This window comes from Marinilabilia salmonicolor, assembly GCF_003003035.1.
Classification (GTDB): Bacteria; Bacteroidota; Bacteroidia; order Bacteroidales; family Marinilabiliaceae; genus Marinilabilia; species Marinilabilia salmonicolor_A.
On record NZ_PVTS01000011.1, the window covers coordinates 114,132 to 130,713 of the forward strand.

Annotated in this window: 6 protein-coding genes; 1 reads left to right on the forward strand and 5 read right to left on the reverse strand. The window is 42.0% G+C overall.

Features of this window, described 5'->3' with window-relative positions; all coding sequences use genetic code 11:
* Positions 1-240 precede the first annotated feature (240 nt).
* The 3 genes from BY457_RS12375 to BY457_RS12385 form a co-directional block, all read right to left on the reverse strand.
* Complete coding sequence (locus BY457_RS12375; RefSeq protein ID WP_106153644.1) at positions 241-1,947, reverse strand: glycoside hydrolase family 28 protein; 1,707 nt, start codon at positions 1,945-1,947, stop codon at positions 241-243.
* Between the two features lie 175 nt (positions 1,948-2,122).
* A complete protein-coding gene (locus tag BY457_RS12380; RefSeq protein WP_106153673.1) occupies positions 2,123-3,742 on the reverse strand; it encodes a RagB/SusD family nutrient uptake outer membrane protein in 1,620 nt (539 codons plus the stop codon).
* Between the two features lie 88 nt (positions 3,743-3,830).
* On the reverse strand, positions 3,831-6,914 hold the full coding sequence (locus BY457_RS12385) for a SusC/RagA family TonB-linked outer membrane protein (RefSeq protein WP_181256471.1): 3,084 nt from the start codon (positions 6,912-6,914) through the stop codon (positions 3,831-3,833).
* A gap of 336 nt (positions 6,915-7,250) precedes the next feature.
* Here BY457_RS12385 and BY457_RS12390 point away from each other — a divergent pair, with 336 nt between their 5' ends.
* Positions 7,251-11,630 carry a hybrid sensor histidine kinase/response regulator transcription factor gene (locus BY457_RS12390; RefSeq protein ID WP_106153646.1) on the forward strand — a complete coding sequence of 1,460 codons (4,380 nt, stop codon included), beginning with the start codon at positions 7,251-7,253 and terminating at the stop codon, positions 11,628-11,630.
* Positions 11,631-11,970: 340 nt separating this feature from the next.
* Here the strand turns inward: BY457_RS12390 and BY457_RS12395 are convergent, their stop codons facing one another.
* Both BY457_RS12395 and BY457_RS12400 read right to left on the reverse strand, forming a co-directional pair.
* The gene (locus BY457_RS12395; RefSeq protein ID WP_106153647.1) at positions 11,971-14,055 is read right to left on the reverse strand and encodes a glycoside hydrolase family 31 protein; all 2,085 of its coding nucleotides are present in this window, start codon (positions 14,053-14,055) and stop codon (positions 11,971-11,973) included.
* A gap of 271 nt (positions 14,056-14,326) precedes the next feature.
* Positions 14,327-16,552 carry a hypothetical protein gene (locus BY457_RS12400; protein WP_106153648.1) on the reverse strand — a complete coding sequence of 742 codons (2,226 nt, stop codon included), beginning with the start codon at positions 16,550-16,552 and terminating at the stop codon, positions 14,327-14,329.
* Between the last annotated feature and the right edge of the window lie 30 nt (positions 16,553-16,582).

The window sequence follows — 16,582 nt, forward strand, 5'->3', positions numbered from 1 at the left end:
ACCTTAATTAATAAATTTTATACGAATGAAACCAGATATTAACAAAGAATACCAAAAAGTCAGTTTCCTTTCCGTCGTAATAAAGATTCCCCAACTGGTTAGAATTTTGGAGGTATCCGTTCGCCATCCCAGACGCAACAAGTATTGCAAAAGTAGCTGCAAAACAGAAACAAGCAGGGGCGGCCCAATACTTTTTGGACCGCCCCATCTAAAAAACAATCAGTCAAATATCTAAAACCCTTAATTAATCTTTACCTCATCAGCCTCAACCTCAACACCAACCTTCACCATCTTTTTCACATCAGGCAAGGAGTTTTGTTGAATATTGATATTATCAGTAAGCTCCCCAAAGATACCAAACGCGGTATTTCCGGAAACTTTAAACTCCATTTCTTCAGCTTCAATGTTTTTCCCGTTGTAAATCATAAAAGCAGGGCCCTCATCTGCCGTAACTTTCACGTTTCTCATTTTAATACCATCTGCATCAATAATACTTACACCGTTGGTGCCTCTTAAAACAGCATTCTCCAAATGCACATTTTGCAGATTCATTTCCGGAAGTCCCATAAAAAAGGCAGCATTTCCAAAGCCATTGGCACGGATATTTTTCATAAATATATTTCTGAATGCAGGGGTCTCTTCAGTGACAGGAGCTGCTTCAGCACGCTCTTCAGCAGGAGCACTATTACCACCATCATCCATCACAGGAGCATTACCTCCATAAAACAAGTTAAAGCGAATGGGCTCGGTAGGAATATCAATCATATCAATATTAGAGATGAAAATATTCTCAACAACACCTCCCCGGCCACGGGTGCTTTTGAAACGAAGTCCCACATCGGTTCCCATAAATGTACAATCAGAAACATGGACATTTCTAACGTCACCAGACATTTCACTTCCTACCACAAAACCACCATGACCATGGTACACAATGTTTTTTTTCACAATTACGTTCTCGGTGGGCATACCTCTTCGTCGTCCATCTTCATTTTTCCCTGATTTAAAGCAGATGGCATCATCACCCACATCAAAGGTATTGTTGTAAATCACCACATTTTTGCAGGATTCAAGATCCAAACCGTCTCCATTTTGTGAATACCAGGGATTCCGAATGGTCAGATTCCGGATGGTAACATCCTCACTCATGAGCGGATGAATATTCCATGCAGGAGAGTTCTGAAACGTAGGCCCGTCAAGCAAAACTTTTTTACATTCTTTGATACTCACCATCACGGGACGCAAAAAATCTTTCACCTGTTCAAAGGCCTCCCGGTTATTAAAATCAGGAACGTTAAAATTATCGCGACTGTCTCCTGCTTTTGATTTTTCGGAAGGGTACCAGATTTTCCCGTCGTCACTGAGGACTCCGCCCGATTGAACCAGATTCTTCCATTGGGAAGCAGTCATCTTACTTTTCTTAACGGGTCGCCAGGCATCTCCATTTCCATCAATAACTCCATTTCCGGTGATGGCAATATTTTCCAGATTATGTGCATGAATGGGCGACATACAACGATAGGTATCCAACCCTTCGAAACTGGTTTTTATAAGCGGATACTCATCAAAATCGGAGCTGAAGCGAATAACAGCCCCGTCCTCCAAATGAAGATTGATGTTACTCTTCATCTGAATGGGCCCTGTTAACCAAATACCTCTGGGAACAATCACCCGTCCGCCCCCGTTTTCACTAACCTGCTGAATGGCCTGAGCAAATGCATTTCCATTTGGAGTAAGGGCATCACCCACCGCTCCAAAATCGGTAATTGACACCGAATAATCGGCAAACGAAGGCTCCTGAACAACAGGCATTTCAAACTCCACCCCGCTGTAAACGGACTTATCTTTTGTTTCGGGAGACTTTTCTTCTCCCACACACCCCAAACTGTTTACCAAAACGATTAAAGCAGCCAGGCTTCCCTTAACAAAGAACACTGGTATTCTCATAAACTTATGATTTTTCCTGTAAAAAATTAAGAATGCCTAAAAATTCAATATTCAGGCCACAAGGATCTGTCGATATCTTCATGCATTCTATCATCAAAGGGGTAAGGCACTTATGTGTCTGCAAATGGAATCCGGAACACCCCGGATACCATTTGCAACACCAAAGCATGATACATTAATCATATGCCGGATTCTGAGGATATTCTCCCCTGTTCAAATCGAGAGCATCCTGAGGAATCGGGCGCAAAATCTTTAGTTCTCCACCCTTACCAACAAACCAGTCTGCAGACTCAATGTCCTTATTGTACATTACAGTCCTCTCTACCAAGGTTCCTGTTCGCTTCAGATCGAACCAACGATAATATTCACCAGCTAGTTCCCGGGCACGTTCATCAAGAATAAAGTCGATATTAACATCACCTGAAGTAATGTCGGCAACTCCGGCACGCTGACGAACCTCATTGATACGATCTGCTGCAACCTGAGTATTATCGAGCTGATAGTAAGCCTCCGCAGCCATCAAATATGTTTCAGCTAAACGAGCAATAATAAGATCACGGGTACTAACAGTCCCGTTACTTGAAAACATAGATTTGGGATCATCGAATTTTCTAATTGCTATGGTCGCGAAATCAAGAGCAGAAGATTTAGAAGCCTCCAAATCTTCATAATAATGGAAGACAGCTCCGGGATGCTCCGCAAGATAAGCTGCCTCAAAGACCTCATTGCTTTCCCAAGGCCGCGCATAGTAATGCTTCACACCAACGGTAGAAAGATCCTCTACCCTGTAATAATCATAATATGCATCATAAACAGTTGTCATAAATGTACCTTCCCAACGGGTGTCATTTTCATTGTACAGATCCAACAAATACATATTCGGGCATAGATTGTACGAACGCCAGGGAGCATCTCCGGCATTTTCGCTACCTCCCATATACGGTCCGAAATAACTTGACTGAGAATGACCAAGCTCATCAGGAGCTGAGCTAATAGAATTATCAGAATACTGAACAGAAAAAATCACCTCTTCATTCATTTCGTTCCCAGGCCACCATAAATCGTGAAACGAAATGTTCAGTTGTTGTCCGTTGATTACCTCATCAGCCAGGGATGCAGCTTGCGAGAAATCATTTTCTGTTCCAAAAGATTCATAACCTCTGGTCAGATAAACTTTAGCCAAAAGGTTAGTCACTGCCCTACGGTTTACCCTGCCTGAAAATGCTTCGGTACTTACAAGTCCCTGTGCCTCTTCCAACTCATTAATTATAAATTCATAGATATTTTCAGCACTTTCACGGTTCAATTCAGTAACAGGTTCATCAATCATTTCGGTAACCAGTGCTACACCTCCAAAGCTCTGAACCAAAAGGAAATAAGCATTGGCCCTGATAAACTTCAATTCTCCAATGCGGTGTTGAAGAGCATCGAAAGACTCTGTAATAGAGCTATACTCAAGCCCCATATTACAAGCCTGAACTGAGCTGTAACAATTTTCATAAAGCGGCAGAATCTCTGATTCAGAAGCCGTCAAAAACCTGTACTCACTAAGTCCGACAGGCTGTGCCTGACGACCCTCCACGAACATGTCGGTTCCGGCACAAAACATCCATGGTGCAGGACCGTAAATATCGCGCATTGAACTATAAGCAGCGTTGACCAGCGTTTCATAACCGTCAGAGGATTTATAATACTCATCGGCACCAATGTTTGACAAGTTTTCTTCTTCCAGATAATCGGAACAGCCGGAGGCCAGAAAACCCAATAATCCTAAAAATATAAATATCTTCTTCATTTGATTTTCGATTTTATGAATAAGTACGGATGGGAAAATTCCATCTTTTCTTGACTTCATTTGCACTTTTTAGAAATATAAAAACTCCTTAAAATCTGGCACTAACACCAAATTGATAGGTTACAAAGCTTACACCTCCGGCACCATAATCAGAACCAGCCCATTCCGGATCAAAGCCGTCATAATCCGTGAATACGAAAGGATTCAGCACATTGGTGTAAATTCGAAGATGGCTCATCCCTAACCTGCCGGCCACACTTTGATCAAAAGTATATCCTAATGATATGTTTTTAATTTTCACATAATCCACCAATCGGTAGTACCCCACTCCATCATTTCGCCAATAAGTACCGCCATTCCTTGGCTGAGGATATTCATTCGAATACTGAGCAGGAATTCCGGCATCGTTTTCAGGAATGTACCAGTTATCCACATCAAGTTTGGCACGACCACGATCACGCATATCTACGAAATTGGAGTGAAATCCACTGTAAACAAACATCCCCTGATTGGTAAAAAGATTCATTGAAAGATCAAATCCCCTGTATTTAAAATGTGTGGAAAAACTTCCTGACCAATCGGGATCAACAGAACCAAGAATCATACGGTCATCATCAGGAGTTATTTCTCCATCGTCATTGACATCCACAACTTTTGCCTGTCCTTCTGTTTGCCCATAAGTGGCAGCTTCAGCAGCTTCATCAGCTTGCCAAATCCCATCAAACTTATAGTTGTAGTGAGTCCTTATGGGTTCTCCGATAAACCAACCGTTTCCGATGTCATCAACCTCTTCCTGTCCATAAAGAGAAACAATTTCATTGGTATTCTTTGAAAAAGTAAAAGAAGTTCTCCAGGAGAAATCTCCATTATCGATATTAACGGTGGTTAAAGAAAGTTCAATACCTTTATTCCTTACTGAACTAACATTGGCATCCAACTCCTCCCAGCCTGTTTCTTTGGGCAATTTTTGTTTCATCAGCAAATCCTCTGACAAACGGTTATAAATATCTACAGACCCGAAAATTCGATTTCTCAAAAAGCCAAAGTCCAGCCCCAGGTTTAACTCGGAAGTGGTCTCCCAGGTAAGAACTTTATTTGCAATCTGTGAGGGAATAAATCCATTAACCGTATTATCCCCAAAACTATAATAGGTCTGCCTGTCGGCATAACTAACTGTTTTATATGGATCTACATTTTGGTTTCCTGTAAAACCGTAACTCACACGCGCCTTCAGGTTTGAAAGGGAGCCAAAATTCTCCATAAAAGGCTCTTCACTTACGCGCCAGGCAAATGCTCCTGAAGGAAAAGAATGCCATTTATTTCCTTCTGAAAGATTGGAAGCTCCATCCCAACGATTGGAGAGAGTTATCAGATATTTATCATTGAAATCATAATTGAGTCTTAAAACATATGACATCAATGAAGTATTGATGTAATTTGATCCAATATTAAAACTTGATTGTGCTCCCGTGCCCATATTGTAATACTGGGAATTAAACGGGAGATTTGTGGTGGACATCCTGGACGTTTCTATTCTTCGCTCATAAATACTGTAAAGTCCCATTAAATTAAAGTGATGCATGCCGAAGCTTTTATCCCAGGAAACCTGATTATCCCACGTATAATTCAGATCCTCCTCTGTGTCTCTCTGAGCCAAAGCCTGATCTCCGTTGCTTGCACCATCATCGGTTTGAGCTCCCCAGGATCGTCCACGACGAAACTGATCATAGCCAATAGAAAAAGTTGTTTTAAAAGTCAGCTCTTCAATTGGCTTAAATTCCAAAAATACATTTCCAACACCGTTGTAACGACGGGTATTGTCTGATGAATTATTGATTTCCAGCAAGGGGTTGTAGGTACTGGTTTTGTTAATCAGGTAATCGCCTTCCGGAGTGGTATATTTTCCCGGCATCGGAACCAGTACTCCTGTAGAATCACGCGGTGAAAGCAAAGGGTTAAGTCTGAAGGCTTCCCTCATTGCTTTCTGACTGCCCATTTCCTGTTCTGTAAGAGAAACATTTAAACTGGCCCCGGCAGTAACCTTCTCCGACACTTTATGATTTACACTGGTTTTAAAAGTGTACTTATCAATGTATTCATTATTAAGGTTTCCCTCTTCGTTCTGATAACCAATGCCCATAACATAGGAAACATTTTCATTGGCACCGGAAATGGAAATGTAATGATTTTGTTGTTTTCCATTTTTTAATACTTCATCATACCAATCTGTGGTTTCATTGTTTTGGGCCCGGCGTAACAACTCACTGTTTGCAGTACCCAAATAAGAAGCTTCATGCTCCTGGGCATCAATGATACCATCTCCATTGGAATCACTTGCCGTAGCCAGATAAGCTGATTTATGGTAGTACCACCACTTTTGACCATCCATAAGTTCAGGAAGACGTGCCGGTTTTCTAACCCCGTAATAACCATCATAAGTTACAACAGCTTTAGACTTACTATCAGCTCCCTGTTTTGTGGTAACAATAACAACACCGTTTGTTCCCCTGGATCCATAAATAGCTGTTGATGAGGCATCCTTGAGAATATCAATACGAGCAATATCCTGAGGGTTTAAAAAATCGATCCCATCTGTAATAACACCATCTACCACATAGAGCGGTTCACTATCATCTGACAAAGTATTTTGCCCTCTGATCTGGATGTCAAAACCATCCCCGATACGCCCGGTGGCCGAGGAAATCTGAACCCCGGGGACTGCTCCCTGTATGGACTCAAGAGGACTGGTAGTTCCTTTTTCCGTAACCATATCTGCATCGAGGCTTCCCACCGATCCGGTCAAGTCTCTTTTACTAACTGTTCCGTAACCAATCGCAACGACCTCATCAAGCCCTATAACGCTTTCCTCCATTTGTACATTGATAGTCGATTGATTTTGGACAGGAACTTCCAAATCATTAAATCCAATAAACTTAAAAACAAGCACCGCCTCCTCTGCATTGGTAACTGATAGTTCATAATTACCATCCACATTTGAAATGGTCCCAGTAGTAGTACCCTTTATAATAATATTTACCCCCGGTAACGGTAAACCATCAGATACAGAGGTAACTTTTCCCCTGACCATTAATTCTTCCTGCGCATGTGCCGAAAAAAAGACAGCACTGAGAAACAACATGAAGAACAATCTTAGAAAATTGTTTTTTTTCATAATTCTTTTTAAAATTTGGTTAGACATAAATGATTTCATCAATCATTAAAAACTATGTTTCAACAACATCCAAAATCACTCCTGCAATATATGAGGTAAAAAAACCATCCGGAAGGCGCAAAATATCAGAAAATGTGTTTCAAATTGTTAACTTTTACCGGGGTCATTTTATCAAAACACTGATTTACTACAATTTACCGACCAATCACCCACTTAATTAAATTATATAAAACCAAAAAAATGTTGCATTTTTGCAGGTGTCCTGCTACATAAAGACAGGTAATGCTGCTTCCACAAAAAGCAACATCACGAACCATTAATTATTCGGATTAACATATGTCGGCACTCAGGTTCATTACTTCTTTTTTAATACTCTCTCTTTCAATCCCTTCAATCTTATTGGGGCAGGAAATTTTTCGCTTTGAGCATATAAGCACACAGGAAGGATTGTCACAGAACACCGTTTCAGCAATGTATTGCGACAAGGATGGTTTTATCTGGGTTGGGACCAACAACGGATTGAATCGTTACGACGGATACAATTTTAAAGTATTTAAGGGAAATGATGATGACTCCGGAATGCTTATAAACAACAGAGTTACAGACATCTGGCAGGATAAGCAGGGATTCATCTGGTTTATGACGCACGATGGGTATTATCATTATTTTCATCCGGCTCTGGAAAAAATCCATACCCTTCCCGGATATCTGGAAAAAGTATCGGACGATAATTTAATTATTACCGATTTTGAACAGTACACCGATGATGAAATATGGCTGGGCTTGAAATACCAGGGTGTTTTCAGATTGAAGAAAGAGGGTGAGCAGTTTCAGTATGAAGTAACCCACTTTCTCAATCGGGGTCAGTATGCGTTGTCCAACAATGATGTTTCATTTGTAAAAAAAGACAGCACAGGCAACTTATGGATTGGCACTCAAAGGGGAATAAATTTCGTTGCAAGAAAAGATATCGAATCCGGTGCCCCGACGTTTCAGCACTTTTTTGTGGATTACTCATTCACTTCTTATTGTGAGACCGATGAGCATGTATGGCTGGGTACCAGTGACAATGGAATCATTCTTAAAGACAAAAATGACAACCTTTTTCTTCAAATCAATCAGGAAAACACCTCCGATTTAATCAGCAATCAACTCACCCGGCTATTTATTTCTGAATTGGGAGATATTTATGCAGGATTCAGAGACCGCGGAATGATGCAATACGACGGTGATTTAAAGAAATGGGAAAAAATGAACATTTCCGGAAAGAATGTGGATAAGATTTATGAAGATCATCAGCATCAAATATGGATAACCACAGAGACATTTGGAGTGGACAGGTTTAATCCAAAAGATAAAACCTCCAGGCATTACCGTCTTTCACCACCATCGAGAGAAAACTCCACCGACCTTGAACGACATGTGTTTTTTGAAGACAACAACAATAACTTCTGGATTGGACTGCACGAAGGAGGATTAGCCCTGTATAACAGAAACACCGATCAGTTCAGTTTCTATCTCAATGACCCCAACAATCCGAACTCCATCAACTCCAACATTGTCGCCAGCATTATCCATGACCACTCAGGTCAGCTCTGGCTGGGCACAGGTCAGTATCTGGGAGGAATAGAGAGGGTAATACTAAGAACTCCGGGCTTCCGGCATATCCTGCCCCAGAATGAGATAAAAGAAATATCAGACAATGTAACCCGGGCATTACATGAGGATCAACAAGGGCGTCTTTGGGTTGGGACCAAAGCCGGACGTTTGCATGTAATGGACTCACTTTACAACGAAATAGCTGTTTACAACGAGTTCACAACCGACAAAGGGGTGGTTTCAGGAGCAAATATATACTCCATCATTACCGACACTCAAGGGTATTTATGGCTGGGCACCAAGGGGAAAGGAATTTTGGTGAGCCAAAAGCCTCTGAACAAATACTCAGATCCCGCAAACCTCAGATTTTACAATTATCAACACAACCCATCCGATTTCACGTCACTCACCCACAACAATGTTTATTGCATTGTGGAAAATGAGGAAAACGAAATCTGGATTGGCACCTATGGAAACGGATTAAGTAAGGTAAAGACAAATTCCGACGGGAGCAGGTATTTCCAAAACATTCACAGCCAAAACAGCACGCTGGGAAGCAATATGGTCAGAAATATTGTTTTTGACTCCAATGGACGAATGTGGGTGGCTACAGGTTTTGGTTTATATATGCGTACCCAAGCAGATGAGGGATCATTTATGAGTTTCTTTTATACCCCTGAAAGAGACCAAAGTCTCAGTTACAACGATGTGGTGCATATTTTTGAAGATTCGGACAACGATTTATGGTTCGGCACCCTTGGAGGAGGTCTTAATAAACTGGAAAGCATCAAAGATTCAATCGCATCGTTTTTGCACTTCGACAGCAACAATGGTTTGGCCAACGACGTGGTGCTTGCCATGCATGAAGGAAAACCCGGACAAATATGGGTAAGTACCGAAAACGGACTGAACCGCATCAACAAAAACACCGGAACCATAGAAGCCTTCAATGCCAACAACGGACTGAGCTTTAACATGTTCATGGAAAACACCTGCCTGAAGCGCAAAAACGGTGTTTTGCTCTTTGGAGGCTACAAAGGGATTGAGGCTCTGGACAGTGACAAAATCAGCGTAAAGAACTACAGTCCTAAAATAGAACTCACCAATTTTCAGCTCTTTAACAAAGATGTATCAACATTGGAGCCAAACTCTCCCCTGAACAAAACCATTACCTACACAAACCATCTTACCCTGAAACATTTCCAGTCCAGTTTCAGCATTGAATTTTCAGCATTGGATTATCAGGATCCGGGCATTGTACAATACGCCTATTTCCTGCAAAACTTCGACAACAACTGGAACCAGATAGGTAACCAGAACAAGGCCACATTCACCAATTTGCCTCCGGGGGATTATGTTTTTAAAGTTAAATCCACAAACCGCATGGGAGGATGGATTGAATCTCCGCGTGAATTGAAGATTACCATTTTGCCGCCCTGGTACAAAACCAACTGGGCATATATGGGGTATTTTATCCTTTTCATTGGTTTTCTGGCAGGAATCCGAAAAATTGTCATTAAAATCAACCGGTACAGAAACGAACTCACTGTCGAAAAGAGGATTAATGAACTCAAACTGAAGTTTTTCACCAATATTTCGCATGAAATCCGAACTCCATTGACCCTGATTCTGGGACCGCTGGAAGACATCAAAAGCAAGACCCGACAGATATCTCCTGAAATCTACAAAGAATTACAGATTGTGCACAAAAACGGGAAGCGCATGCTTCAGTTGATTAATCAGTTACTGGATTTTCGAAAGATCCAGAACAACAAGATGCGCCTTAAAGTAAGCCAGTTCAACATTATAACATTTACCCGTGAGGTATTTGACAGCTTTGTTCCAATGGCCCATCACAAGAACCTGGAGTTTTCATTCCAAACCGATCAGGAGGAAACAAACATCTGGGCGGATGCCACACAAATTGATGTGGTACTTTACAACATATTAAGCAACGCCATCAAATTTACACCCAAAGGAAGAAAAGTAACCCTTTACATCAGTCATTCTGATCAAAAACAACTTACCATCTCGATCACCGATGAAGGCAAAGGAATTCCTGAAAAGAACCTGCAGGATATTTTCTCGCGATATACAATCTTAAGCGATCAGGAGATGTCAGGCACGGGAATAGGTCTCTCCCTGGCCTACGAAATCACCCGCTTGCACGGGGGACAACTTTCGGTAGATTCCACAGAAGGAAACGGAAGCACTTTCAGCATTACCCTGCCTGTCGGGAAACAACATTTGACAGGACGCAACGATGTGGACTTTGTCGAAGAAGGAGCCCCCCACCATCATCCGGTAACAGAAGACACCTTCATCCCCCGGGACACTGATATTCAGTCCGATCACAACAATTCAGCCACCAACAAACCGGCAGTGCTGATCATAGAAGACAATGCTGAAATTCTTGAGTACATCAATCAGGCACTCAGAAGCCTCTTCACAACAACAAAAGCGCTCAACGGAGAAGAAGCACTGAAGATCCTCGAGAAAATTCATCCTGACCTCATCATTACCGACGTTATGATGCCCGGAATTGACGGTTTGGAGCTGACTGAACGTTTGAAGAAAGACTTTAGCACGAGCCATGTCCCCATCATCATGCTCACAGCCAAAACAGACATCGAGGATCAGATATCGGGTCTTCAGTGTGGTGCCGACGCCTACCTGCCCAAACCATTCAACACAAAGCTTCTCAAAACAGTCGCACTAAACCTGATAGAACAACGCAAACGAATTATCGCAAAATTTAGAGACAACAAAACCATAGATCCTGAAACCCTTAAAGTAACCAGTAAAGATGAAGAGTTTCTTCAGCAGTTGGTTGCATATGTTCAGGACAATTATTCCAATGAATTTTCCATAGAAGAACTGGCTGAACAGATGTGCGTGAGCCGGACAGTCTTCTACAATAAAGTTAAAGGATTGACAGGCATGAGTCCGGTGGAGTTTGTTCGCCAAATGAAACTCAAAATTGCTGCCCAGTTATTGGAAAAAGGCTATAATGTATCCGAAGTCTCCTTTCGGATTGGCTTTAATGATGTGAAATATTTCAGTAAACAATTTAAAAACCTGTTCGGTTATCCCCCCAGCAAGCATAAAGAAGTTTAAGGCAAAAAAAATATAAACAATAAAATGAGCATGGCAACGGTTGCCACAAAAGAACATTTAAAGGCGTATTCAGGCGTATTCCTTTCAACTGTAAAAAATAAATTTCATACGGATCAGCTGTGCTCTTAAAACCAAACATACGGCATCGGCACCAACCTCTCCATTTTACCTGACGAACCGGACACTATATAGGAATTTAGCCTGATCAACTTTTAAAAAACTCCTCTCTCCGGTAACTTTTAAAGCTACCGGAAGAAAGGAGAATTGAAATTAACAGATATTTTGAAATTTTCTGTGCCGGGAAAATCATTTCAAAGAAGACGGTTTGATACACCAAGCATCAAAAGGCTTCTTTTTCCAATACAAATAAATCGGGTTTCTTTTGAGAAATTTGGAGCGACTCTTCATACAATTGCTGAATATTCCCCAGCTCTGTTTGGGCCCCTTCCCTGATAAAAAGTGGTATTTTATACATGGGGCTTTCAACCTCAATCCATTGTCCACCCTCAAAAACATCTCCCGGATTCCAGGCATCAACCCAACGTTCACCGGCAGGAAGATACATTCTGTGCAATTCCACGCCTTTCTGCCATATAGCCGACACCAAGATATCCTCTCCGTAAAGAAAGGTCTGCCAGTCACTCCAAGCATCCGACTGTTCGGGAAAATGCAAAAACAATGGTCGGACAATGGGCATTCCCGTCTCATTTGCTTCCACGGCGTATTGATGACTGTAATCAGCCAAATCGGAATGCAATCGGGCATAAACTCTCCAAATAGCAATTAATTCTTCATCATAGCCGGGTTCTGAATCCATACTCCAGGGTGCAAGGTCTTCGGTCGGACCGACTTCCATAATGGGATTAAAACACCCAAATGCCAACCATCTGGCAAAAACTTCGCGGTCTAAATCGCCCTGCCAGTAACCGCCAATATCAGACCCCCAAACCGGATAACCAATTACAGAACTTCGAAGCAAAGCAATAATGGCAGCCCTGAGGCCCTCCTGCGGAGAACCAATATCTCCACCCCAAAATGAAGTATATTTTGAACTTCCGGTATAGCCGGCACGTGTGAGAAGAGCAAAATCGTCTCCATGAATCTTTTTAGCGCTTTCATGAACCGTTTTGGCATACAATACAGGGTAATCGTTTCTTACCTCACGGGCTGAACGACCATCCGCAAACAGTACGTCGCGTGTTTCGGGCACCAACTCTTCTGACCGATCTAACTTAAAACCAGCAACACCCTGTTTCAGCATCTTCTCCGGGCCATTCTCCTGCCACCATTTACAGGCTTCTGGATTGGTAAAATCAATCAATGCGGCAGAGTCCGGATCAATTCCTCCGGCCGGACCTTTCATAGGCACCGAATATCCCTTTTCATGTGCAACCTGCTGCATATCTCCAGCCACCCAGGGAGCTATCCAGAGCATGAATTTCACATCACGCTCGCCCAACCAATTCAGCATAGCTTTCGCTTCAGGAAAACGCTGAGGATCCCATTCAAAATCGGCATAGCCATACACTCCTTTGGCCCAGGGACGATCGACCCAATAAACACCACATGGAATACCAAAAGCCTCCATCATCAGAATGTCCTCCACCAATTGACTGTTATATGGAGCTTTTACTTCGGTACCATCATAATAGGTTTGCTTATGCTCATGGTTGTCGCGCCATCGCCAGGGCTCAAAGGCCCATTTAGGCGGAACCAATGTAGGCCCAACCGCCAAACTATGTTGTTGAACAATTGTAGCAGGATTGTCTGCTGTGTAAAACACGGCAGAAAACGAAGGTCCCTCAAATTCAATCAGCACCATATCTTCATTGGTCTTACAGAAATCATAATGGCCCGGCCAGGTGCCCTCCACAAACATCCCATAATTGTTGGATGAAAGATAAAAAGGGGTGTACAACGAAAGTGTTGGCTTGATGAGCATATCCACGGCCTCGCCCCTCAAATTCATGGCTGTCTGAATTCCTTCTTTCCACGATTCGGTCTGATTTCCATCCACCGCACGCTCAAATAATCCGGTAAAATACTCATCATCAGAAGCATTGAGACCCAGCCCCCATTTCAAAATGTCCACTTCGGCATCCGAGTTCAAAGAAAGATGGTAAGAATCAGCGTTAACTTCAACCAATAGTTGAACTTCAGCCTCCTCAAGATTCCATTTTGCCAAATAGGAAGAATCCGTCCAGGTTTGCTGGTCGGGAAGTTCCTTAATCCAGTTCCGTCCATCTTTTGTTTCGAAATAAAAAGCCCCCTGATCACCGGAAATAATGAGAGGATTTGAAAGGTTTTCGAAATCAAGTTGAATGGACAGGTTTCCATCCTCATTTAAAAAGGATTGACCATGCCTGGGCGGTTGGCAGGAATAAGCCAACAGCAAAACTGTAAGAATAACAAGATATTTTTTCATCCGTTTAAAATTTTGTAATTATGTGATAAAGAACTAATTAAAAATTTAAGAACGAATGGAACCGCTTCGCTCTCGCATAATATTCTTTTAAACATATTCTCTTGTGATATTTATATTTAAAAAATATCATGCTCGTTTCATCAGCATATAATTAAACTAAGTTATTGGTCTGATGGAACTCGCATGTAAGAAATTATACATATTCTCTTGTGGCAATCGTTGCCATGCTCGTTTTCATTGGTAAAATTTTATTTTTTACAATTTCCAAAATCTAAAAGTCAGGGTTCAGATTCTCCCATTCAACGTCCCACGTTCCATCATCGGGAAACCCCGGGTTCTTTATTTCACACCCTTCCCACCCGGCGCACATCAAGGCAATGGTTTTTAGAAAACCGCCGTTTCCGGGAAGATATACTTTCAAACGATCATCCTGATAATTGTGTCCGTTCTTCAAGTAAGTATTTTTTTGAACATTCATTAACAGAGCTTCAAGAGCTATCTCGGGCTCATTCAGTCTTGCAGCGCACATGGCCACCATTGGATAATCCCATCCCCAGGTATGTTCCCAATTCCAGTTCTTCATTATTAAGTCCAGGGTATTCCGCATAATTGCAGTATCCACCTTTTCCCAAAGAGGCAGCATTCCGTATGTTCCCAATACCATGGGATGATCACGCATATTCTCCGGTTCTGAATAGGAATCAGGGGCATTTCCAATTCCCAGATACACACTATCCATTGATACCGGAGCTTTTAATTTAGTCCGGACTTCTTCCCACTTTTCATCGGGCTCCTCCTGTAAGCGTTCCTTCCATTTTTGGGCAATCGACAAACCCCAATGCCAGTAGGCCAACTCGAAAGGAGGATTTTCTGTGGTTTCACGATCCCAATGTTCCTGAGCCGGAATCAAAGGTGGTTTAAGATGATAAGTATCTGAAACCTCATCATAAACGGCAAAGTCGGCCATAAAATCAGCTGTGGCAAAAACCAGATAATCATATTTATTAAGTGTCTCTTCAGTTGGATTGGCCTGGTATTGCTGTTCGGCGAGATAAATAAAATGTGGTTGCTGCCAAACCAGGTAAGAACCGATGGAGGAAGGACTGTTAAACCCATCAGGCCCTGTCATCTTGGGCCATCGTACCCCTTTGTATCCCTGTAAATTGGTAAAATCAACGGCAGTCCGGTAAATATCGCTGTAAAACTCCAGTTGATCTTCAACATAATCAGTTCTTTGCCAATTGTAATAATGAGCGCTGTGCCACCATATCATTTCCAGATGAAACTTTCCAAACCAACTGTTAAAAACAAGACCCGTTTCCTGTGGGGGGAGATTTCCTGAACCATTTATCTTGGTCAGATATTGAGACAAGACCGTTCGTCGCTCCAGCTCCCGGGCCCTCGGATCGGTACATTTTGAAAAATCAACAGCCCCTCCTGTAGTCCAGAATTTCTCCCATTCTTTTTCATTGTTTTTTTCTGTTTCTGCAAACCCCGGAACATCAATATCCTCATCCGATGCAGAAAATAAGCAGCTAAATTCCAATGCCTGCTGATCAGGATTTGGGGTCAACAAAAAGCAGTGTGCTTCAGTTTTTTCAAACACAGCACCTCCTTTCCACCGGATATCTGTAAAATATTCATCCTCATCAAGAATACGTCTGATTGCAGCATGACCGTCCTCATTGACTTGCAATATTGAATGATGCTTATTGGGCGAACCAAAATCATATCCGGGACCTGTATGAACCGGGGCACCATAAGGGAAAAGCCATTCAACAGACAGCTGTTGAGATTCAATCAGCGGAGATTCAATTCGGGCCGAGATTAAATCTTTTTCCTGATGAACAAAAAGTTTTACAGTGATTGGCTGACCTTCAACCTCAAATTCACTGTAAAGTTCGCCCCGCCATAAATCGAGTTTTTGTTCCGGGCTTTTCACATCCTCAATCACGATTTCTTCACCATTGGACTTAATTATTTTCAGACGAATAATACCCAGGTGAAGCCGATGTGGATTGGAACGAAAATAATCTGCCGCCTCCATAGCACGGGGCGACGACTCAATCTGGTCTTCATAAGGAACCTCCCGTCCTTCTACTTCATGAGAACGATAAGTCTCTTTCCGTTGATACTCGGGAGCATTGGCAATACTCCTGAAATGAGGTAATGATTGTACATGATGGGGGAAGTCCGCACTGTCATATTTTTTATTTGGAATGGTATGCCACCCCCAGTTGGACATGGTACCTAAAGGAATTCCTTTTTCATATTCCTTATAGAAAGTCTGAAGCCCTGTAACATCTGCAGTAAAAGCAAAATTACCGTTACCTGCCGATAATGGTGTCATGGGGTCAAACTCTTCAACCACAATATTGTGACGATTAACAAGGGCAAAACGATCAATTTTATTGGTCTCCATCGGTGATTGACAAGAAGAAAAAAACAGAAGAAAAAAGGAAAAAAGCGTAATGACTATTTTACCGCGATAATGCATATCAAAAGAGAATTTGAATCATAAATCAGA

Bases quoted from the DNA above. Each gene is read 5' to 3' on its own strand.
- BY457_RS12375 (WP_106153644.1), bottom strand. From the start codon at position 1,947: ATGAGAATACCAGTGTTCTTTGTTAAGGGAAGCCTGGCTGCTTTAATC.
- BY457_RS12380 (WP_106153673.1), bottom strand. From the start codon at position 3,742: ATGAAGAAGATATTTATATTTTTAGGATTATTGGGTTTTCTGGCCTCC.
- BY457_RS12385 (WP_181256471.1), bottom strand. From the start codon at position 6,914: ATGAAAAAAAACAATTTTCTAAGATTGTTCTTCATGTTGTTTCTCAGT.
- BY457_RS12390 (WP_106153646.1), top strand. From the start codon at position 7,251: ATGTCGGCACTCAGGTTCATTACTTCTTTTTTAATACTCTCTCTTTCA.
- BY457_RS12395 (WP_106153647.1), bottom strand. From the start codon at position 14,055: ATGAAAAAATATCTTGTTATTCTTACAGTTTTGCTGTTGGCTTATTCC.
- BY457_RS12400 (WP_106153648.1), bottom strand. From the start codon at position 16,552: ATGCATTATCGCGGTAAAATAGTCATTACGCTTTTTTCCTTTTTTCTT.